Origin of the sequence: Aestuariimicrobium ganziense (genome assembly GCF_015352975.1) — a bacterium.
In the GTDB taxonomy this organism is placed as follows: domain Bacteria; phylum Actinomycetota; class Actinomycetes; order Propionibacteriales; family Propionibacteriaceae; genus Aestuariimicrobium; species Aestuariimicrobium ganziense.
The window spans coordinates 690,435-711,114 of the sequence record NZ_JACYIZ010000001.1 but is presented as its reverse complement, the minus strand read 5'-3'; the positions used below and the strand labels follow the sequence as shown (position 1 = coordinate 711,114).

Annotated in this window: 21 protein-coding genes and 1 tRNA gene; 19 read left to right on the top strand and 3 right to left on the bottom strand. The window is 69.0% G+C overall.

What is annotated here, in order from left to right; all coding sequences use genetic code 11:
- Positions 1-5: 5 nt before the first annotated feature.
- The 13 genes from ftsW (at position 6) to pyk (ending at position 12,405) form a co-directional block, all read left to right on the top strand.
- Positions 6-1,277, top strand: coding sequence for a putative lipid II flippase FtsW (ftsW, locus tag IE660_RS03520; protein ID WP_328701820.1), 1,272 nt, complete (start codon positions 6-8; stop codon positions 1,275-1,277).
- Positions 1,274-2,404, top strand: coding sequence for an undecaprenyldiphospho-muramoylpentapeptide beta-N-acetylglucosaminyltransferase (gene murG / locus IE660_RS03515; protein ID WP_203566890.1), 1,131 nt, complete (start codon positions 1,274-1,276; stop codon positions 2,402-2,404). Before ftsW ends, murG begins: the two co-directional genes overlap by 4 nt.
- Positions 2,391-3,824 carry a UDP-N-acetylmuramate--L-alanine ligase gene (gene murC, locus IE660_RS03510; RefSeq protein ID WP_203566889.1) on the top strand — a complete coding sequence of 478 codons (1,434 nt, stop codon included), beginning with the start codon at positions 2,391-2,393 and terminating at the stop codon, positions 3,822-3,824. Before murG ends, murC begins: the two co-directional genes overlap by 14 nt.
- Positions 3,824-4,546, top strand: a complete 723-nt coding sequence (locus IE660_RS03505; RefSeq protein WP_203566888.1) for a cell division protein FtsQ/DivIB — start codon at positions 3,824-3,826, stop codon at positions 4,544-4,546. Before murC ends, IE660_RS03505 begins: the two co-directional genes overlap by 1 nt.
- Before the next feature lie 190 nt (positions 4,547-4,736).
- The gene (gene ftsZ, locus IE660_RS03500; RefSeq protein ID WP_203566887.1) at positions 4,737-5,936 is read left to right on the top strand and encodes a cell division protein FtsZ; all 1,200 of its coding nucleotides are present in this window, start codon (positions 4,737-4,739) and stop codon (positions 5,934-5,936) included.
- 15 nt (positions 5,937-5,951) lie between these two features.
- Positions 5,952-6,731, top strand: a complete 780-nt coding sequence (gene pgeF / locus IE660_RS03495; RefSeq protein ID WP_203566886.1) for a peptidoglycan editing factor PgeF — start codon at positions 5,952-5,954, stop codon at positions 6,729-6,731.
- Positions 6,732-6,788: 57 nt separating this feature from the next.
- A complete protein-coding gene (locus IE660_RS03490; RefSeq protein ID WP_203566885.1) occupies positions 6,789-7,328 on the top strand; it encodes a cell division protein SepF in 540 nt (179 codons plus the stop codon).
- A gap of 50 nt (positions 7,329-7,378) precedes the next feature.
- Positions 7,379-7,672: a YggT family protein gene (locus tag IE660_RS03485; protein WP_203566884.1), complete on the top strand. Its 294-nt coding sequence runs from the start codon at positions 7,379-7,381 to the stop codon at positions 7,670-7,672.
- A 180-nt stretch (positions 7,673-7,852) separates the two neighbouring features.
- Positions 7,853-8,812 carry a DivIVA domain-containing protein gene (locus tag IE660_RS03480; RefSeq protein WP_203566883.1) on the top strand — a complete coding sequence of 320 codons (960 nt, stop codon included), beginning with the start codon at positions 7,853-7,855 and terminating at the stop codon, positions 8,810-8,812.
- Positions 8,813-8,967: 155 nt separating this feature from the next.
- Positions 8,968-9,393 (top strand): TraR/DksA family transcriptional regulator, encoded by a 426-nt coding sequence (locus tag IE660_RS03475; protein WP_203567000.1) that lies wholly within the window; start codon positions 8,968-8,970, stop codon positions 9,391-9,393.
- 82 nt (positions 9,394-9,475) lie between these two features.
- Positions 9,476-9,985, top strand: a complete 510-nt coding sequence (gene lspA / locus IE660_RS03470) for a signal peptidase II (protein WP_203566999.1) — start codon at positions 9,476-9,478, stop codon at positions 9,983-9,985.
- A complete protein-coding gene (locus IE660_RS03465) occupies positions 9,982-10,902 on the top strand; it encodes an RluA family pseudouridine synthase (protein ID WP_203566882.1) in 921 nt (306 codons plus the stop codon). Before lspA ends, IE660_RS03465 begins: the two co-directional genes overlap by 4 nt.
- Positions 10,903-10,965: 63 nt before the next feature.
- On the top strand, positions 10,966-12,405 hold the full coding sequence (pyk, locus tag IE660_RS03460; protein ID WP_203566881.1) for a pyruvate kinase: 1,440 nt from the start codon (positions 10,966-10,968) through the stop codon (positions 12,403-12,405).
- Positions 12,406-12,458: 53 nt separating this feature from the next.
- Here pyk and IE660_RS03455 read toward each other — a convergent pair.
- A tRNA-Leu gene (locus IE660_RS03455) sits at positions 12,459-12,541 on the bottom strand.
- A 128-nt stretch (positions 12,542-12,669) separates the two neighbouring features.
- Between IE660_RS03455 and IE660_RS03450 the strand changes: the two genes are divergently transcribed.
- Positions 12,670-13,296 (top strand): ANTAR domain-containing response regulator, encoded by a 627-nt coding sequence (locus tag IE660_RS03450; RefSeq protein ID WP_328701819.1) that lies wholly within the window; start codon positions 12,670-12,672, stop codon positions 13,294-13,296.
- Positions 13,297-13,325: 29 nt separating this feature from the next.
- Here IE660_RS03450 and IE660_RS03445 read toward each other — a convergent pair whose 3' ends face one another.
- Entirely contained in the window at positions 13,326-13,790 is a 465-nt protein-coding gene (locus IE660_RS03445; protein WP_203566879.1) for a PaaI family thioesterase, read from the bottom strand.
- Between the two features lie 124 nt (positions 13,791-13,914).
- On the opposite strand from IE660_RS03445, the gene polA reads away from it, so the two are divergent.
- The 4 genes from polA (at position 13,915) to IE660_RS03425 (ending at position 17,993) form a co-directional block, all read left to right on the top strand.
- Positions 13,915-16,602 (top strand): DNA polymerase I, encoded by a 2,688-nt coding sequence (gene polA, locus IE660_RS03440; protein WP_203566878.1) that lies wholly within the window; start codon positions 13,915-13,917, stop codon positions 16,600-16,602.
- 37 nt (positions 16,603-16,639) lie between these two features.
- Entirely contained in the window at positions 16,640-16,972 is a 333-nt protein-coding gene (locus tag IE660_RS03435) for a hypothetical protein (RefSeq protein ID WP_203566877.1), read from the top strand.
- A gap of 101 nt (positions 16,973-17,073) precedes the next feature.
- Entirely contained in the window at positions 17,074-17,718 is a 645-nt protein-coding gene (locus IE660_RS03430) for a hypothetical protein (protein ID WP_203566876.1), read from the top strand.
- Between the two features lie 62 nt (positions 17,719-17,780).
- The gene (locus IE660_RS03425; RefSeq protein WP_203566875.1) at positions 17,781-17,993 is read left to right on the top strand and encodes a hypothetical protein; all 213 of its coding nucleotides are present in this window, start codon (positions 17,781-17,783) and stop codon (positions 17,991-17,993) included.
- A gap of 104 nt (positions 17,994-18,097) precedes the next feature.
- On the opposite strand, the gene IE660_RS15635 is transcribed toward IE660_RS03425, so the two are convergent.
- A complete protein-coding gene (locus IE660_RS15635) occupies positions 18,098-18,892 on the bottom strand; it encodes a class F sortase (RefSeq protein WP_235996733.1) in 795 nt (264 codons plus the stop codon).
- Positions 18,893-19,175: 283 nt separating this feature from the next.
- Between IE660_RS15635 and rpsA the strand changes: the two genes are divergently transcribed.
- Positions 19,176-20,636, top strand: a complete 1,461-nt coding sequence (rpsA, locus tag IE660_RS03415; RefSeq protein WP_203566874.1) for a 30S ribosomal protein S1 — start codon at positions 19,176-19,178, stop codon at positions 20,634-20,636.
- The last annotated feature ends 44 nt before the right edge of the window (positions 20,637-20,680 follow it).

Below are 20,680 nucleotides of genomic sequence, written 5' to 3'. Positions count from 1 at the left end.
CGCAGGTGGCCACCACGACCAGCGAACGCCTCTCCCGGTCCAGTCGCCGCGTCGGCCTGGTCGGGCAGATGCTGTCGCAGCCGATGGCCAGCTACTACCTGGTGCTCGTGCCCGTCGCCCTGCTCACCGGCGTCGGGGCGTTGATGGCGCTCTCGTCGTCCTCGGTGTACGCCCAGTCGCAGGGCCGCGCCCCCTACTACTACGCGATCCGCCAACTGCTCTTCCTGGCGGTCGGCATTCCCGCTGCGCTGTGGTTGTCGTACCGAAGCCCCAAGGTGCTCAAGATCCTGGGGCACCTGGGCATGTGGGGGTCGTTCGTCCTGCTGGCCCTGATGCACGTGCCGGGGATCGGTGTCGAGACCAAGGGCAACCGAGCCTGGATCGGCATCGGGCCGCTCACCATGCAGCCAGCAGAGTTCGCCAAGGTCGCCCTCGTGCTGTGGTCGGCGGCCGTGCTCGCCGACCGACACCGCCGCCTGGACGAACCGCGGCAACTGCTCTTCCCGCTCAGCCTGGGCTTCGGCCTGATCATCGGAGCCGTGCTGCTCGGCGGCGACCTCGGGACCGCCATGGTGTTGTGCGGTCTGTTCTTCGCGGTGCTCTGGGTCGCCGGCGCGCACATCGTGCTGATCGGTGGGCTGGCCACCATCGGGTTGGCCATCGTCGGCGTGCTGGTCGCCTTCAACGAGAACCGGATGACCCGGATCATGTTGTTCCTGTCGCCGCGCACCGACGACCCCTCGGTCTCGCAGCAGCCTCTCAGCGCGATCTACGCGCTGGCCACCGGCGGCTGGTTCGGTGTCGGTCTGGGAGCCTCGCGCCAGAAGTGGGGCAACCTCGCCGACGCCGCCCAGAACGACTTCGTGTTCGCCGTGCTGGGTGAGGAGATGGGCCTGGTCGGCACCCTGACGGTGATCGGGCTGTTCGGGGTGCTGGGCTATGCCGGCATCCGGATCAGCCAGCGGGTCAACGACCCCTTCCTGCGGATCGCGGCCGGCACCGCCACCGGCTGGCTGATGATGCAGGCACTGCTCAACATCGGTGTGGCCATGAAGATCTTCCCTGTCGTCGGCGTCACCCTGCCGTTCATCTCGGTCGGAGGTTCGGCGCTGGTGGCCAACCTGCTCGCCGCGGGCATCCTGCTGGCCTGCGCCCGCAACGAACCCGCCGCCCGCCGACTGATCGAGGCATCCAAGGGCGTGCCCCGGGCACGCGTCACCAGCGTGGTCGCTGACCGCCGAGCCCGGGCCGGCGCCGGCCGAGGGAGGAACGCGTGACCAGTGTCGTGCTCGCCGGCGGGGGTACCGCCGGCCACACCTCGCCCCTGATCGCCACCGCTGAAGCGCTGCGCGAGGCGGGCGTCGATTCGTTGAGCGCGATCGGCACCTCACGGGGTCTCGAGACCACCGTGATCCCGGCCGCCGGGCTCGAACTCGATCTGGTCGACCCGGTGCCGCTGCCGCGTCGTCCCTCGGTCGAACTGGCCAAGGTGCCGCTGCGCCTGGGACGAGCGGTTGCTCAGGCCCGCGACATCCTGCGCCGCCGCCGCGCCGACGTGCTGGTGGGTTTCGGGGGCTACGTCTCGCTGCCGGCCTACCTCGCCGCCCGGACGATGGGGGTGCCCGTGGTCATCCACGAGCAGAACGCCCTGCCCGGCCTGGCCAACAAGGCCGCCGCCCGCTTCGCCCACACGGTGGCGGTCTCGTTCCCCGACACCCCGCTGCCGAAGGCCCAGTTCATCGGCCTGCCGGTCCGCGCCGCGATCGCCGACCTGGCCCGCACCGGACGCACCGCGGCGAGGGTCGAGGCCCGTGCCGCGCTCGGGCTGGACGCGGATCGTCCCACCCTGTTGGTCAGCGGCGGGTCACAGGGAGCCCGCTCGATCAACGAGGCCACCGTTGCCGCGCGCAACGACCTGCTCGCCGCCGGCGTCCAGGTGTTGCACGTCTGGGGCGCCAAGAACTTCACCGACCAGGCCCTCGTCCGCGACGAGACGACCGGCGCGGCCTACCAGCCGGTGCCGTACGTGCCTGCCATGGAACAGGCCTACGCCGCCGCCGACCTGATGGTGGGACGATCCGGGGCCGGCACCGTGGTCGAGACTGCCGTCGTCGGGCTGCCGGCGGTCTTCGTCCCCCTGCCCCACGGCAACGGCGAGCAGGCCCGCAACGCGGTGGCCTCGGTCGAGGCCGGGGCAGCAGTGCTGGTGGCAGACGCCGAACTGGATGCCGCCCGCCTGGTCGCCGAGGTGGTGCCCAGGATCACCGATCCCGACACCCTGCAGCGCATGGGTGAGGCCGGCACCACGCTGATGAGCCCCGACGCCGCTCGCCAGTTGGCCGAGTTTGTGCGCGCCGCTCAGCGTCCGCGCCGCCGCAGAGGAGTCGGCCATGGCGCTGCGTGAACCGGTCGAGGTCGCCGCACCCGAACAGCTGGGTCCGATCCACTTCATCGCCATCGGCGGGGCGGGAATGAGTGGCATCGCCCAACTCTTCCGCCAACGGGGCAGCCAGGTCTCGGGTTCCGACCAGGTCGACTCGGCGGCACTGCGACAACTGGCGACCCAAGGCATCCAGACCCACGTGGGCCACGACGCCGACCAACTCGGACAGGCCAGCACGGTGGTGGTCTCGTCCGCCATCCGCGACGACAACCCCGAACTGGTCGAGGCCCGCGCCCGGGGCCTGACCGTGCTGCACCGCTCGGCGGCGCTCGCAGCGTTGATGACCGGGCACCGCGGGGTCTCGATCGCCGGCACCCACGGCAAGACCACCACCACCGGCATGACCGCGGTGATGCTCGACGTCGCCGGCGCCGACCCCAGCTACGTGATCGGTTCGCCACTGGCCTCGTCGGGGGTGAGCGCCCACCTGGGCGGCGGCGACGTGTTCGTGGTGGAGGCCGACGAGTCCGACGGCTCGTTCCTTCAGTACCCGACCGAGGTCGCCGTGGTGACCAATGTCGAGGCCGACCACCTCGACAACTGGGACACCCCCGAGGCGTACTACGCGGGCTTCGTCCGCTTCGCCACCCAACCGTCGGTCCGGGTGCTGGTGGTCAACTCCGACGATGCCGGCGCGGCCGAACTGGCCACCATGGTCGAGGCCCGCGGCACCCGCGTCGTGCGCTACGGCACCGGCGACGAGGCCGACGTGCGGCTGTCCGAGATGGACTTCGAGGGCACCCACGCCTCGGCGCGGCTGCAGTGCGGTTCGTCCGACGGGCGGATCGAACTCAAGGTGCCCGGCCGCTACAACCTCGAGAACGCCGCTGCCGCCTACGCGGCTGGACGAGAGCTCGGGCTCGACCACGACCGGCTGCTGGCCGGCGCCGCGTCGTTCACCGGGACGCTTCGTCGGTTCCAGCTGGTGGGGGAGCGGGGCGGTGTGCGGGTGTACGACGACTACGCCCACCATCCGTCCGAGCTGCGCGCCGCGCTGACCGCTGCCCGTCGTGCGGTCGGTGCGGGACGGCTGATCGCCTGCTTCCAGCCACACCTGTACAGCCGCACCGTCGAGTTCGCCGACGACTTCGGCCAGGCGCTGGCGCTGGCCGACGTCGCGGTCGTCACCGACGTCTACGGCGCCCGAGAAGACCCGGTGCCCGGGGTGAGTGGCCAACTGGTCGCCGACGCCGCCCGCGCGGCCGGCGCCCAGGTGCACTACGTCGCCGACAAGCGTGACCTGCCTGCCGCCCTGGCCGACCTGGCCGCTGATGGTGACCTGGTGATGACGCTGGGCGCCGGTGACGTGACCATCGTCGGTCCGCTGCTGGTCGACCAGCTGGGCCCGTCCGCCACGACGTCCGAGCGGGCCGGGTCCTGATGGCCTCGCGCGGCTCGGTGGCCGACGCGACCGGCCGGCTGAAGCAGCGAGCCTCCCGTCGCCGTCGCCAGCAACTGGTCGGGTTGGCCTGGTTGCTCGGGGTGGTCGTGCTGCTCTCGGGGCTGGCCTACCTCTTCTTCGCCTCGCCCGCCTTCGTGCCCCGACAGGTCAGGGTCGACGGGGTCAGCCTGCTGACCGTCGACCAGGTGCGGGCCAAGGCCGCCGTGCCCCGCATGCCGTTGGCCAGGATAGACACCGGCCAGATCGCCGAGCGGGTGGCGACCATGCCCGAGGTGGGCTCGGTGCGGGTACGCGTCCGCTATCCCTCGACCGTGGTGATCGAGGTGGTCGAGCGCACACCGGTGGTGCAGCGGCTCGAGGGCTCCAGCTTCCAGTGGGTCGATGCCGAGGGTGTCGTCTTCCACTCCCGCACGGCCCGGCTGCCCAACGTGGTGGCGGTCAAGACTCCGTCGGTCGACACCCGGCTGCTCAAGGACGCCGGGGTGGTCGCGCGCTCGCTGACCCCCCAGCTCAAGAAGCGTGTGGTCAGGATCGAGGCCGACACCCCCGATGCCTTCACCCTGGTGCTCGACAAGAACCAGAAGGTGGTCTGGGGCAGTGCAGCCGACTCCGAGACCAAGTCCCAGGTGGCCACGGCCCTGCTGACGGTGAAGGCGACCGTCTACGACGTCAGCTCACCCTCGACGCCGACCTCCCGCTGACCCGGCAACCCGCCGACTCTCCACCACTACTTGAGGCTTGGTCGAGACCTCCCGAGCGTGATGGACAGTCTTTCGCGGGCCACCCTAGCCTTGCCAAGGACGACCCCTGCGTCCCTGCGGGGAGTTCCAACCCCGGCCGGGTAGGGTCGACGCAACCGGCTGGCAGGACCTGACGAGAAGGCGGACTTCGGTGGCAAGTGCATCCCAGAACTACCTGGCGATCATCAAGGTCGTGGGCGTGGGTGGTGGCGGCGTCAACGCCGTCAACCGAATGATCGAGGCGGGGCTGAAGGGCGTCGAGTTCATCGCGATCAACACCGACGCCCAGGCGCTGCTGATGAGCGACGCCGACGTCAAGCTCGACGTCGGCCGCGACCTGACCCGCGGTCTGGGCGCCGGCGCCGACCCCGAGAAGGGTCGTCAGGCCACCGAGGACCACTCCGAGGAGATCGAGGAGACCCTCAAGGGCGCCGACATGGTCTTCGTCACCGCAGGCGAGGGTGGCGGCACCGGTACCGGGGGCGCCCCAGTGGTCGCCAAGATCGCCCGCTCGCTGGGCGCCCTGACCATCGGTGTGGTGACCCGGCCGTTCGGCTTCGAGGGCAAGCGCCGCGCCAACCAGGCCGAGGCCGGTATCGCCGCGCTGCGCGAAGAGGTCGACACCCTGATCGTCATCCCCAACGACAAGCTGCTGCAGATGACCGACCACCAGGTCGCCATCCTCGACGCCTTCAAGCAGGCCGACACGGTGCTGCTGCAGGGCGTGCAGGGCATCACCGACCTGATCACCACCCCCGGCCTGATCAACCTCGACTTCGCCGACGTGAAGTCGATCATGTCGAACGCCGGCTCGGCGCTGATGGGCATCGGCAACGCCCGTGGCGAGGACCGTGCCCGGGCCGCCGCCGAGATGGCCATCAGCTCTCCGCTGCTCGAGGCCAGCATCGACGGCGCACACGGTGTGCTGCTGTCGATCGCCGGTGGTTCCGACCTGGGCCTGTTCGAGGTCTCGAATGCCGCCAACCTGATCGAGCAGGCTGCCCACGACGAGGCCAACATCATCTTCGGCACCGTCATCGACGACACCTTGGGCGACGAGGTGCGGGTGACCGTGATCGCCGCCGGTTTCGACGGTGGCCAGCCGCCGCGTCGTCAGCCCGGTGTCGCCCGCCAACCCGACCTGCGCCGCCCCACTCCGGCCACCAGCGGCCAGTCCTCCAGCGGTCAAGCCCCCAGCGGCCAGGCCTCCTCGAGCAACCAGCCCGGTGCTGGCCAGCAGGCTCGTCCTGACCAGGCCGAGCAGGCCTCGTCGACCCCGACCGCTCCGCGCCCGCAGGCTCGTCCGCGCAACGATGACGACGACCTGGACGTGCCGGAGTTCCTCAAGTGAGCGCTGGCTGACCCGGTGTTCCGCATCCTGATCGGCCCCGACGCCAACCACGGCGTCGGGGCCGCTTTCACTGATCGCCACGGCGGGGTCTCGTCCGGCACGCACGGCTCGCTCAATCTGGGCCGCACCGACCTGGACGACCTGGCAGCGGTCGAGACCAACTTCGAGCGGGTGCGCCGAGCCATCGGCGTCGCCCGGGTGGTCACCCTCGACCAGGTGCACGGCGACCAGGTCGTCGTGGTCGACCAGCGCTGGATGCATGGTTGGGGTCCGCTCTCACACCTGGGTGGAGCGGCCGGTCAGCCCCCGCTGGTGAGCGCCGATGCGATGGTCACCACGCTGCCCGACGTCGCCCTGTGCATCAGGGTGGCCGACTGCGTGCCGGTGCTGCTCTGTGACACCTCCGCGGGGGTGATCGGTGCAGCGCACGCCGGACGAGCCGGGTTCCTGTCCGATGTGGCCGGACGCACCGTCGAGCAGATGCGTGACCTGGGTGCCCGCGACATCGTGGCTTGGCTGGGACCGCACATCTGCGCCTCCTGCTACGAGGTGCCCCAGTCGATGGCCGACGAGGTGGCGCAGTCACACCGGTACGCGGTCTCGACGACGACCTGGGGCACCCCCTCGATCGACCTGGCCGGCGGGCTCGAGCACCAACTGCTGCAGCGTGGCGTCGAGGTGGTCAGGCTCGACCCGTGCACGCGCACCGAACCCTCGCTGCACTCCCACAGGCGCGATGGCGCGGACGCCGGCCGGCTGGGTGGACTGATTTGGCGCGTGTCGGGCGCAGCCTGAAGGGCTGGCGAGCACTCAGCCGGTACCGTGGAGGCGACCCGAGGGAGGACTTTGGCGATGGCAGACACGTTCAAGCGAGCAGCGCAGTGGCTCGGCCTGGTGCAGGATGACCGCTACGACGACTACCGCTCCGAGGACGAGCTCACCGAGCAGGTCGCCATCGACACCGACGAGTGGGACGAGGCGGAGCCCTCGACCGAGGTCGCGCCGATCAACGCCCGGTCGACGCAGACGCGCGGCAGCCAGTCCCGTGAGCAGGCGCCCATCGCCGCGGTGGCCCGCACCACGAGCCGTCCCGCGGTGAAGCGGATCGACGACCTCTCCCGGATCATCACCGTGCACCCTCGCACCTACAACGAGGCCCGCACCATCGGCGAGCACTTCCGCGACGGCGTGCCGGTGATCATGAACCTCACCGACATGGAGGACACCGACGCCAAGCGGCTGGTCGACTTCGCCGCGGGGCTGATCTTTGGCCTGCATGGCACGATTGAGCGCGTCACCAGCAAGGTGTTCCTGCTCTCGCCCGAGAACGTCAACGTGACCGCCGAGGACAAGCAGCGGATCGCCAGCGGGGGCTTCTTCAACCAGAGCTGAGCACCGTCTGGCCATCGATCTGCGACGGTTGCGGTGCAGGGGAGTACGTCGTGGCAGGGATCGGCACGCTGATCGTCGCAGCGCTGCAGCTGTACCTGCTGCTGTTCCTGGTCAGGATGGTGCTGTCGCTCGTTCCTGCCTTGAGCCCGGGCTTCACCCCCAGGGGCGGGACGCTGGTGCTGTTCGAAGTGGTCTACACCCTCACCGACCCGCTGATCAGGTTCTACGAGCGCTTCCTGCCGCCGTTGCGGCTGGGACAGGTCAGCTTCTCGCTGGGTTTCCTCGCCGCGTGGTTCACGCTGGTGGCACTGCAGCGGTTGACGGTGATGGTCTTCCACAGCTGAACCGGGCGTCGATCGCCCCGTCACACGCTGCCGACGAGCGCGACTGCGGCCAATGACGATGTGATTGTGTCTGGTTCCAGTGGAACCACGCGAGCGGGCTGGAGTAGCCTGACGGGTGTCCTTGGCGCCGTCAGCGCCGAGAGCGGCACCCGAGTAGTACCTGACAACCAGGAGTTCACCATGACGCTGACCCTCGAAGAGGTCAAAAGGATCCGCTTCCCGATGGCGCGGCGCCCCAACGAGGGCTACCGGGCGGGAGAGGTCGACGACTTCTGCGACAACGTGCTCGCCACCTTCACGGCGCAGACCGATGAGATCGAGCGGCTCAAGGCCCAGATGGAGGCCCTGAAGGCTGACCAGGGCCAGGCCGCGCCGCAGGGTGACGACTCCGAGAAGGCCGCGCTCTCGCAGGAGAACGAGCGTCTGCGCGCCGAGGTGGAGCAGCTGCGCCAGCGTCCCGAGACCACCGGTGACCAGCCGGTCGTCGACACCACCGAGCTCGACGGCCTGCGCCGCCACAACGAAGACCTGCAGGGCCGCGTCCAGCAGCTCGAGGCCGACCTGCAGCAGGCCCGCGAGCAGGCCGCTCGTCCCTTCGCCGGCGACAGTGAGCAGGCTGCCCCGCAGCCCCAGAGCCTGGTCGTCACCACCTCGGCCGAGGCGAGCTCGTCGGCGATCCGCCTGGTCAGCCTCGCCACCGAGCAGGCCGAGCGCGTGATCGCAGAGGCCGACAACGAGGCCCAGAGCAAGCGCCAGGAGGCCGACCGGGTCGCCGCCGAGACGACGTCGGCTGCCGAGGCACGTGCCGAGGAGATCAAGACCGCCGCCCAGGGCGAGGCCGACCGCATGCTCGCCGACGCCAAGGCCACGGCCGACCAGGTCGAGGTCGACGCCCGCGGACGTCGCGAGGAGCTGTTCAGCCGGCTCGAGGCCGAGCGCGAGGAGTTCGCCGGCAAGATCGACCAGCTCAAGTCGTGGGAGTCCAGCTACCGCCAGGCCATCGCTGACCACCTGCGTGCCGAGGTCGAGAAGGTGCAGAGCGGAAACTTCCACCCCGCCGACTCGCCGACGCTGCTCGGTGAGGAGCGTCACACCTCGCCCACGCCGCGCCTCGATGCGCTGCTGGCCGAGAAGGAGTGAGCAACGCCCGCACGTGACCACGGCCGTCCCCGATGGGGGCGGCCGTGTCGCGTTGTGGGTGGCTGGGGGCAATCCTGCTTGACAGCGGGTATACCGTATGGGCTCAGCCACCCGTCGAGGCGTGGTGACCCACGCCCAGGAATGGAGCAGTGCCGATGGTGAGCAAGGCGTCCCGCGAGCCGCAGGAGACCACCCTGCCCGTGCGAGAGGGCGAGGATCCGTGGACCCCTGACGAGGTCGCCGAGATCCGCAGCGAGCTCGAGGACGAGATCGACCGGCTCGAACGGGCGATCCACAAGGCTGAGGCCGAGCTGCAGGGCCTGATGCGCGAGGGTTCCGACGGTGCCGGGCGCGACCCGGCCGACGTCGGCTCGTCCAACTTCGAGCGCGACCAGGAGATGTCGCTGGCGCAGAACGCCCGCGAGATGCTCGAGCAGGCCCAGCTGGCGCTGCGGCTGTTCAACGCCGGCGAGTACGGACTGTGCGAGAGCTGTGGCCAGCCCATCGGCAAGGCCCGCCTGCAGGCCTTCCCACGGGCCACGATGTGCGTCAGCTGCAAGCAGCGTGCCGAGCGACGCTGAGGCTCGCACCGAGCCCGTCGACGAGCCGGTGACCGGCCCGGACGAGCAACCCGCGGACGAGAGCCCCCGCGACGAGGCTCCGGTGCCGCGGCACCGGGCGGCGCGTGTGCTGATCGCCGGCCTCGCGGTGGTGCTGCTGGCCATCGACCAGGCCACCAAGGCGTGGGCGGTGGCCACCCTCGACCCCAGCGACCCCCCGTCCTACCTGGGCGGGTTCCTCACCCTGCGGCTGGTCCGGAACCCTGGGGCTGCGTTCTCGCTGGGCTCGTCGGCCACCTGGTTGTTCAGCCTGTTGGCCATCGCTGCGCTGACCTACTGCCTGTTCGTGCTCGCCCCGCGGATCACCTCGCGTGGCGGTGCGGTGGTCACCGGGCTGGCGATCGCCGGCATCGCCGGCAACCTGATCGACCGGATCGTGCGCCCACCGGGTGTGATGCGTGGCCACGTCATCGACTTCCTGCAGATCCCGCACTGGGCGATCTTCAACGTGGCCGACATGTGCATCGTCGCCACCGCGATCCTGGTGGTGCTGGGCGCGATCCGTGAGGCGGTCGTCGAGCGGCGCCAGAAGCAGGCAGCGGCGACCCCATGACCGTGCTGCTCGTCCCCGACGGCCTCGCCGGCGAGCGGGTCGACGCCGCCGCAGCCCGGATGACCGGACTGTCACGTTCACGGGTCGCCGACCTGATCGACGCCGGCGGGGTACGACTCGACGGCGAAGCAGTCACCAGGTCGTCGACTCGGGTCAGCGCCGGGGCGATGCTCGAGGTCGACCTCGACCAGCCCGCCCCCAGCGTCCAGGTGGTACCCCAGGAAGTGGCCGGGGTGCGCATCGTCCACGACGACCGAGACCTGGTCGTGGTCGACAAACCCGCTGGGGTGGCCGCCCACCCGTCGCTGGGGTGGGACGGGCCCAGCGTGGTCGAACACCTGGCCGGGGCGGGCTTCAGGATCTCGACCAGTGGCGCCCCCGAGCGGCAGGGCATCGTCCAGCGCCTCGACGTCGGCACCTCGGGCCTGATGGTGGTGGCCAAGTCCGAGACCGCCTACACCGTGCTCAAGCAGGCCTTCCGCGACCGTACCGTCGACAAGGTGTACCACGCCCTCATCCAGGGCCACCCCGACCCGTTCGAGGGGACGATCGACGCCCCGATCGCCAGGCATCCCGGCCACGACTGGAAGATGGCCGTGGTCGAGGGTGGACGCCGTTCGATCACCCACTACGCCACCCTCGAGGCGCACCGTGCGGCCACCTTGGTCGAGGTGCACCTCGAGACCGGCCGCACCCACCAGATCAGGGTGCACTTCGCCGCCCTGCGCCACCCCTGCGTCGGGGACCCGCTGTACGGCGCTGACCCGGTGCTGGCCGCCCGGCTGGGACTGGAACGACAGTGGCTGCACGCGGTCGAGCTCGCCTTCGTCCACCCCGGCACCGGCGAACCGGTCCGGTTCCACAGCGACCCCCCGGACGACCTGGCCCGGGCGCTGTCGTTGGTCAGGCAGGGATGAGCGACTCGCGCAAATGGTGGCGGCGTGCGGCCATGGTCGATCTGGGCTTGTAGGGTGGGGCACGTGCGTAGAGCAAAGATTGTGTGCACGCTGGGGCCTGCGGTCGAGAGCCCGGAGCGGATGGACGAACTGGTAGCGGCCGGCATGAACGTCGCCCGCCTGAACATGAGTCATGGTGACCACAACGAGCACCTGAACCGGCTCAGCCTGGTGCGCGAGGCTGCCCTGCGCGCCGGCAAGCGGGTCGCCTCTCTGGCCGACCTGCAAGGACCCAAGATTCGCTGCGGTCGCTTCACCAATGGGCGTGAGGAACTGGTGATGGGTCAGACCTTCACCATCACCATCGACGACATCATGGGCGACAACACCCGGTGCTCGACCACCTTCAAGGGCCTGCCCGGCGACGTCACCCCCGGCGAGATCATCCTGATCGACGACGGCAAGATCCAGCTCGACGTGACCGAGGTCACCGAGCGTGACGTGGTCTGCGTGGTCACCGTGCCCGGCATCATCAGCAACAACAAGGGCATCAACCTGCCCGGCGTCGCCGTGAGCGTGCCTGCGCTGAGCGAGAAGGACGAGGCTGACCTGCGCTGGGCGCTCTCTCAGGGCATCGACGTGGTCGCCCTGTCGTTCGTCCGCTCGGCCGACGACGTCGTGCGGGTGCACGAGATCATGGCCGAGGAAGGCCGCAAGGTGCCGGTCGTCGCCAAGCTCGAGAAGCCTCAGGCGATCGACAACCTGCAGGCGATCATCGACGCCTTCGACGCCGTGATGGTGGCCCGTGGCGACCTGGGTGTCGAACTGCCGCTCGAGGACGTGCCGCTGGTGCAGAAGCGGATCATTCGCGCTGCCCGCCGCTGGGCCAAGCCCGTGATCGTGGCCACCCAGATGCTGGAGTCGATGATCGACAACCCGCGCCCGACCCGGGCCGAGGCCTCCGACGTCGCCAACGCCATCTTCGACGGCGCCGACGCGGTGATGCTGTCGGGCGAGACCTCAGTGGGCCAGTTCCCGATCGAGACCGTGCAGACCATGGCCCGGATCATCGAGGAGACCGAGCGTCACGGCCACGCCGAGATCAGCAAGATCGAGTGGGACATCCACACCACCGGTGGTGTGGTCTGCCAGGCCGCCACCGACGTGGCCCGCAAGCTCAACTGCAAGGTGGTCGCCGCCTTCACCGAGTCGGGTGACTCGGCCAAGCGGCTGGCCCGGATCCGTCCCGAGACCCCCATCATCGCGTTCACCCCGAACACCGACACCTGCCAGCAGATGATGCTCAGCTGGGGCGTCGAGACCGTGCTGACCCCGAAGTTCGTCGAGCCCGAGGACATGATCGTCGAGGTCAACCGCTGGCTGATCGAGAACGGACGGGCCGAGCCCGGCGACATGGTCGTGATCGTGCGCGGCTCGCCGCTGGGTGTGGCCGGAACCACGAACTCGCTGCGTGTGCACCTGGTGCGCAAGTACGAGGACATGACCTACGCATCGAGGCGCTGACGCCAGCCGTGCAACGAGGGGGTGGGACCGGTCGGTCCCACCCCCTCGTCGCGTGCCCGGGAGGGGAGTCGAACCCCTACGGTCTTTCGACCAGACGGGTTTGAGCCGTCCGCGTATGCCATTCCGCCACCCGGGCGGGCAGCGCGCACCATTGTGCCACAGGGCGGCGAGCGCTCGTCCACCGCGACCGTGGGTGCGGGTGGGCGCTGCAGGCGGCTGGCCAGTACGATGGACGAGGCAACGATGGCGCGAGAGGTGACGACTGTGACGAACACCGAGAACGGCTCTGGCAAGGGCACCAGGCCCCGTGTGCTGGTGGCCGAGGACGAGGCCCTGATCCGGATGGACCTGGTCGAGTTGCTCACCGAGGAGGGCTACGAGGTGATCGGCCAGGCCGGCAACGGCGAGGAGGCCCTCACCCTCGCCCGCGACCTCAACCCCGACCTCGTCGTGATGGACGTCAAGATGCCGGTGATGGACGGCATCACCGCTGCCTCGACGATCGCCGAGGAGCGGATCTGCCCGGTGGTGATGCTCACCGCCTTCAGCCAACGTGACCTGGTCGAGCGGGCCCGCGAGGCCGGCGCCATGGCCTACGTGGTGAAGCCCTTCGACGCCTCCGACGTGGTGCCGGCGATCGAGATCGCCATGGCGCGCTTCGCCGAGATCCGCGCGGTCGAGGACGAGGTCAGTGACCTGGAGGAGCGACTTGCCTCACGCAAGGCCGTCGACCAGGCCAAGGGCATCCTGCAGGAGGGGCTCGGGCTGAGCGAGGCCGAGGCCTTCCGGTGGATCCAGAAGACCGCCATGGACCTGCGCAAGTCGATGCGCGAGGTCGCCGAGGGCGTCATCGACCACGGCAAGCAGACCAAGGGCCGCAGCAAGTCCTGACGCTGGAGTGTCTGCCGGGTGTCGGCCCGTCAGTCGGCGTCGTCGGGTAGCGGCACCAACTGGCAGGTCAACCTGCCGGTGCCCACGTGGTTGCCCTCGTCGTCGTGCAACAGCACCTGCCAGGTGGTGGTGCGTCCGCCCTTGTGGAGCGGTGTTGCGGTGCCGGTGACCCAGCCCTGGCGCACCGGCCGGTGGTGGGTGACGTTGAGGTCGACGCCAACCCCGATCATGTTGCGTTCGCGGCCGTAGGCGTAGGCGCCCAGCGAGGCCAGCGTCTCGACCGCCACCCCTGAGGCGCCGCCGTGCCACAGTCCGACCACCTGGGTGTTGCCCTCGACCGGGTAGCGGCCGACCACCCGGTCGGATGAGATCTCGAGCAGTTCGAAGCCCAGCTTGTGGTCCAGACCCAGCCGGAAGCCACGGGCCCACTCGGGCAGGTCGGGGTGGTGGCCCGCTCCCTGCGGATGGTCGAGGGGTGCGGATGACTCAGCCATGGCGCCACCCTAGTGGCCACGCCGATTCCGGGCACGGAGCACGCACTGCCCCGCAGCATCGCTGCCAGAAATCGGCGCATCACTCGCGCCAGTGGCTGTCGGCGCCGCCCGGTAGTGTCGCGGTGTGAACGAGACCAAGCTGCTGCTGATCGACGGCCACTCGGTGGCCTACCGCGCGTTCTTCGCCCTGCCGGTCGAGAGCTTCTCCACCACGACCGGGCAGCACACCAACGCGGTCTACGGCTTCACCTCGATGCTGATCAACGTGCTGCGCGACGAGCAGCCCACCCACGTCGCGGTCGCCTTCGACGTGTCACGCCAGACCTTCCGCACCACCGAGTACGCCGAGTACAAGGCCAACCGCTCCACCTCGCCCGACGAGTTCAAGGGCCAGGTGCAGTTGATCAAGGAGGTGCTCGACGCGCTCAACATCGTCCACCTCGAACTCGACGGTTACGAGGCCGACGACATCATCGCCACCCTGGCCACCGTGGTCGGCGCCGACCCCGAAGCCCAGGTGCTGATCTGCACCGGCGACCGCGACGCCATGCAGTTGGTCAACGACCAGGTGACCGTGCTCTACCCGCGCAAGGGTGTCTCCGACCTGGCCCGGATGACCCCCGAAGCGGTGCTCGAGAAGTACCTGGTCGTCCCGGCCCGCTACCCCGAGTTGGCGGCCCTGGTCGGTGAGACCAGCGACAACCTGCCCGGCGTGCCCGGGGTGGGTCCCAAGACTGCGGCCAAGTGGCTCGAGGGGTTCGACGGGCTCGAGAACCTCGTGCTGCGCGCCGACCAGGTGCCGGGCAAGGCGGGGGAGAGCTTCCGCGCCCACCTGGATGACGTGGTGCGCAACCGCCGGCTGAATGCCCTCGTCCGTGACCTGTCGCTGACGGTGGGGGTGGACGACCTGGTGCGACAGGACTGGGACCGCGAGGCGGTGCACACCCTGTTCGACGGGTTGGAGTTCCGGGTGCTGCGTGAGCGGCTGCTCGAGGCGCTCCCGGCCACCGAGACCGCCCCCGACGGTGGCTTCGAGGTCGAGGGGACGGTGCTCGAGCCCGGCCACCTCGCGGAATGGCTCGACGCGCACGCCCGCACCACCACCGGTGTCGACGTGGTCGGCCGTTGGGGATCGGGCACCGGTGACATCAGCCGGATCAGCATCGCCAGCCCCGACGGGGCAGCCGCCCACCTCGACGTCACCGAACTGACCCCCGCCGACGACCAGGCGCTGGCCGACTGGCTGGCCGACGAGTCCGCAGGCAAGGTGCTGCACTCGGCCAAGGGCCCGATGCTGGCTGCCTGGGCACGCGGCTGGAACTTGGCCGGTGTCACCGCCGACACCCTGTTGGCTGCCTACCTGTTGCGTCCCGACCAGCGCAGTTACGATCTGGCAGACCTGTCGGTGCGCCACCTCAAGCGTGAGCTGCGGGTCGAGTCCGGCGAGCAGCCGGACGAGCCCCAGCTCAGCCTGGACTTCGGCGACGACGACTCCGACCAGCAGGCCGCCTCGGCCTCGATGGTGCGGGCCCGCGCGGTGCTCGACCTGTCCGAGGCCCTGATGGCCGAACTGGACAGCTCGGGTGGCGCAGCGTTGATGCGCGATGTCGAACTGCCGCTGCAGGCGGTGCTCGCCCGGATGGAGCAGGTCGGCATCGCGGTCGACCTCGACCTGCTCGAGCAGTTGCGTTCGGACTTCGACGTGCGAGTGGTGGCTGCTGAGCAGGAGGCCTACGCGGTGATCGGTCGTCCGATCAACCTGGGCTCACCCAAGCAGCTGCAAGAAGTGCTGTTCGGCGAGCTGGACATGCCCAAGACCCGGCGCACCAAGTCGGGGTACACCACCGACGCCGACGCCCTGGCCGACCTGTTCGCCAAGACCGAGCACCCGTTCTTGGCCCACCTGCTCGAGCACCGCGACGCGATCCGCCTGCGCCAGGTGGTCGACGGACTGCTCAAGTCGGTTGCCACCGACGGCCGCATCCACACCACCTACGAGCAGACCATCGCGGCCACCGGCCGGTTGTCGAGCACCGACCCGAACCTGCAGAACATCCCGATCCGCACCGAGGCCGGACGACGGATCCGAGAGGCCTTCGTCGTCGGGTCCGGCTACGAGACGCTGATGACCGCCGACTACTCCCAGATCGAGATGCGGATCATGGCCGACGCCTCCGGCGATGCCGGCCTGATCGAGGCCTTCCGGTCGGGGGAGGACTTCCACACCCAGATGGCCTCCACGGTGTTCCGGGTCGAGCCCGACGACGTCAGCCTGGCCCAGCGGGCCAGGATCAAGGCGATGAACTACGGCCTGGCCTACGGGCTGTCGGCGTTCGGGTTGTCGGGCCAGCTGGGCATCCCGGTCTCTGAGGCCCGCGGCCTGATGGACACCTACTTCGAACGCTTCGGTGGGGTGCGCGACTACCTGCACGACGTGGTCAACGAGGCTCGTCGCACCGGGTTCACCGAGACCTTGCTGGGACGACGCCGCTACCTGCCCGACCTCGGCTCGTCCAACCGGCAGCGCCGCGAGATGGCCGAGCGGATGGCACTCAACGCCCCGATCCAGGGATCTGCGGCCGACATCATCAAGGTGGCGATGGTCAAGCTCGAGCAGGAGTTGGCCGGCTCGGGGCTCGCGTCACGGCTGCTGCTGCAGGTGCACGACGAACTGGTGATCGAGGTGGCCACCGGCGAACGCGAGGCCGTCGAGCAACTCGTCCGCCACACCATGGGTCACGCGGTCGAACTGCAGGTGCCGCTCGACGTCTCGGTCGGAGTGGGACGAAGCTGGCACGAGGCCGCCCACTGAAATGGTGCCGAGGAGACGGGTGCGGACGCACCTCGAGATGACCTCACCCGACAACCTGAGACCGTCCAGCCAGTCGGCGGTGATCACCTTCGAAGAGCGTCCTCCTGGAGATCGGGGAGTCCGGGACACCGTGGCGGCGGTGGGAAAGCCCTATGGGTGGCGGTGTGCCAGCCGCGATGAGCAGGGGTGGGTCGACTACTTCAACTCGGGCCGGCGCTACTGGCTGATCACGGACGGTGACCGGACCATCGGTTTGCTCGAGCTCGACATCGTCGGTCAGGTGGTGGAGATCGACACCTTCGGTCTCGTGCCGGAGGCGGTTGCAAGCCGCTGCGTGACCAGGAGATCCTGGACTGGGCCTCCCAGCTGATCCGCTCGATCTTCCTGGACGACTTCACCGCGGCGTAGGCGTGTCCGGCGGCGGTGCGGTGACTGATGAGACGGGCGCCGTGCCGAGGCTAGGGTTGATGTATGCACTTTCCCTTCGGTGGCATCTCGACTGAATCGCTTGAGGCTGCGGGCTACACGGTCACGGTCCGAGACCGCCCCGAGGGCACAGCCGGTTATGAAGACGTCCAGTCCCGCTGGCCGATCCTGAAATTGCCCCACGTCCGTGGCGACCTGCCCGCGACTGTGAAGCATCCCGACGACGCGCTGGACGTCGTCAGCGTGGACTGGAGGGGTGTGGCCATCGGCAACGCGGGCGAGACTCTGCTGGTCCTCGTCGAGGGCGTCACCGGGACCATCGACGCCAGCGCAGCTGACCTCTCCAGGATCGTCCCCGGCAGCGTCGCAGCTCTCCTTACTGACCAGGGGGACCGCGATCCGGATGGCTTCCGGGTGCGCTTCGTAGCCCCATCCATGAAGGCTTATGCCCGCTGCCACGTCCGCGCCCAGATGCTCACGCTGCAGTGGTGGACCTATGCCATCGATGGCGACGTGACGCCCCAGATCGAGATCGAGTCGGCCGTGCGAGCATTCGAGAGTGAGGTGGCGCAGATCGCCGGAGAGACCGACTTCTGGCCCGATCTCGTCGCAGACCTGGAAGACATCGGTCCGACGACGATGGTGATCTGGGACATGCTCGTTGGGCGAGCGGGGCTTCCCGAACGTTGAGAGCACCTGCCCTCACCGGTATGCCGCCCGGCCGACTCGTACTCCATCGGGGCCTCCCGAGGGTGTCATGGATTCCGGCCACCGAGGGCGCGATCATCTGGCACCTGTTCGACAAGGCCACCTTCGACCTCGGCCGTGACGCGATCGACATCCCCGGCACCGATGCCCTCCAGATCGGCCTGTACAGCCCGGAGCGGTGCATCGCCGACGCCTACCGACTCCGCGGGAAGCTCGGCTACGAGATCGCCACGCAGGCGTTGCGCACCTGGGGTTGACCACCACAAGCATCGATGCCCCCACAGCGTTGCCCAACTACCTTGCCCGCGGCATGGTCGTGACCCACACCGAGCTGGTCACCGACTGAATCCTGCGCGAGACCTCAGACCAACGGGGTGAGGTAGTACAGGATCCGGGAGTCCCACTCCTCGGTGCCACGGTTGAAGTCCCAGCAGATCACGATCACGGCCTGGGGCTTGCCGTTGTTGTTGTACAGCACGGTCGAGTTGGGGTCGTAGTCCTTGACCCAGATCTTGAGGGCGCGCTCGTACTTGTAGCACATGGTCTTGCCCTGGGCGTCGGTCATCCGCACCACCATGCCGGGCTTGATGCCCTTGTCGGAGTTGAGTTGGTTGCCCAACGCACCGCCCTGGCGGTAGGTGTGGATGGTCAGCACCACGTTGCCCTTGTCAGAGCCGACCTTGGGGCCCTTGTTCCACCAGCCGACGGTGTGGCTGGCGTTCTTGGGCGGGGCGGCGGCTGCGCCCGAGGAGTCGGTGCCCAGCGACAGCATCGGTGAGTCGACCTTGATGTCCTCGATCACGAAGCGGGTGGGCTCGATCTCAGTGGCGGTCGACATGCAACCGGGGTCGACCTTGGCCGGCGGAGAACTGGGACGAACCTGCGAGGCGATCCGGGTCGGGCTCGGCTTGGGGCTGGTGGCCGATGTCGACGCGCTCGTGGCCGAAGGGGTGGGGGTGTAGACCGGGACGTCGCCGGAGTGGGTGTCGGCGTCCCGATTCATCCACCGGTCGACCAAGAAGCCACCGGCCAGGCCGAGAGCCAGGACGAGCACGATGATCGGCAGCAACGGCGACCGGCGGCGACCACCGTCGGGAGCACCACGGCGCGGTGCGGGTGCCGACCTCTCGGGCCTGTTGTCCAGGTTCTCCGACATGCTCTCTCCCAGTGCTGTGCGCGCCTCGTTCAGGGTGCGCAGTGGCGATGATCCATTCCTACTCGATGAGCAGGCTACCTGACCGACCAAGCCACCCGTCCCGGCCGGGTTGGCGCAAGCCGACCCCGGATTGACCCTCGTGTGCGCGCGCAGGTAATCTGGGCGGGCACTGTGACCTGCGTCGCCTCGGACCTAGTGGGTGTCGCTGGTGGTCTTCGAGGATCCCTGTCTTCCACCGCGGTTGCGGTGTGCACACATCATCCATCCATCGGAGCCCTACTACATGACCTCCTCCACTGAGGCCTCGACGCAGGTCGCGGTTGACGACCTCGGCTCGCCGGAAGCGTTCCTCGCTGCGGTTGACGCCACCATCAAGTACTTCAACGACGGTGACATCGTCACCGGCACCGTCGTCAAGGTCGATCGGGACGAAGTCCTGCTCGACATCGGCTACAAGACCGAGGGCGTCATCCCGTCCAAGGAACTGAGCATCAAGCACGACGTCGACCCCTTTGAGGTGGTCTCCGTCGGTGACGAGATCGAGGCCCTCGTCCAGCAGAAGGAGGACAAGGAGGGTCGTCTCATCCTGTCCAAGAAGCGCGCCCAGTACGAGCGCGCCTGGGGCACGATCGAGAAGGTCAAGGAGGAGGACGGCGTCGTCACCGGCACCGTCATCGAGGTGGTCAAGGGCGGCCTGATCGTCGACATCGGCCTGCGTGGCTTCCTTCCCGCATCGCTGGTCGAGATGCGCCGCGTGCGCGACCTGCAGCCCTATGTGGGCCAGGAGCTCGAGGCCAAGATCATCGAGCTCGACAAGAACCGCAACAACGTCGTGCTCTCGCGCCGCGCCTGGCTCGAGCAGACCCAGAGCGAGGTCCGCCAGACCTTCCTCAACCAGCTGCAGAAGGGCCAGATCCGCAAGGGTGTCGTCAGCTCGATCGTCAACTTCGGTGCCTTCGTCGACCTCGGTGGGGTCGACGGCCTGGTGCACGTCTCGGAGCTGTCGTGGAAGCACATCGACCACCCGAGCGAGGTCGTCGAGGTCGGTACGCCGGTCACCGTCGAGGTGCTCGACGTCGACATGGATCGCGAGCGGGTCTCGCTGTCGCTGAAGGCGACCCAGGAGGATCCGTGGCAGACCTTCGCCCGCACCCACCAGATCGGCCACATCGTGCCCGGCAAGGTCACCAAGCTGGTGCCCTTCGGTGCGTTCGTGCGGGTCGAGGAGGGCATCGAGGGCCTGGTGCACGTCTCCGAGCTGGCTGAGCGCCACGTCGAGATCCCCGAGCAGGTCGTGTCGGTCAACGACGACGTCATGGTCAAGATCATCGACATCGACCTCGAGCGTCGCCGCATCTCGCTGTCGCTCAAGCAGGCCAACGAGGGTGTCGACGTCGCCGCTGACGACTTCGACCCGTCGCTGTACGGCATGACCGCCAGCTACGACGACCAGGGCAACTACATCTACCCCGAGGGCTTCGATCCGGAGACCAACGAGTGGAAGCCCGGCTACGAGGAGCAGCAGCGCGCTTGGGAGCAGCAGTACGCCGAGGCCCACGCCCGCTGGCTGGCCCACAAGAAGCAGGTCGAGGACGCCGAGACTGCCGACAAGAACGCGGCTGTCGCCGAGGCCAAAGCGGCCACCTACAGCAGCGCCGCCGAGTCGACTGAGGAGCCCGAGGGTTCGCTGGCCTCCGACGAGGCCCTGCAGGCCCTGCGCGACAAGCTCACCGGCGGCAACTGAGTCACCGGCTGATCTGACACGACCGGGGGTCCCCATCCACGCGG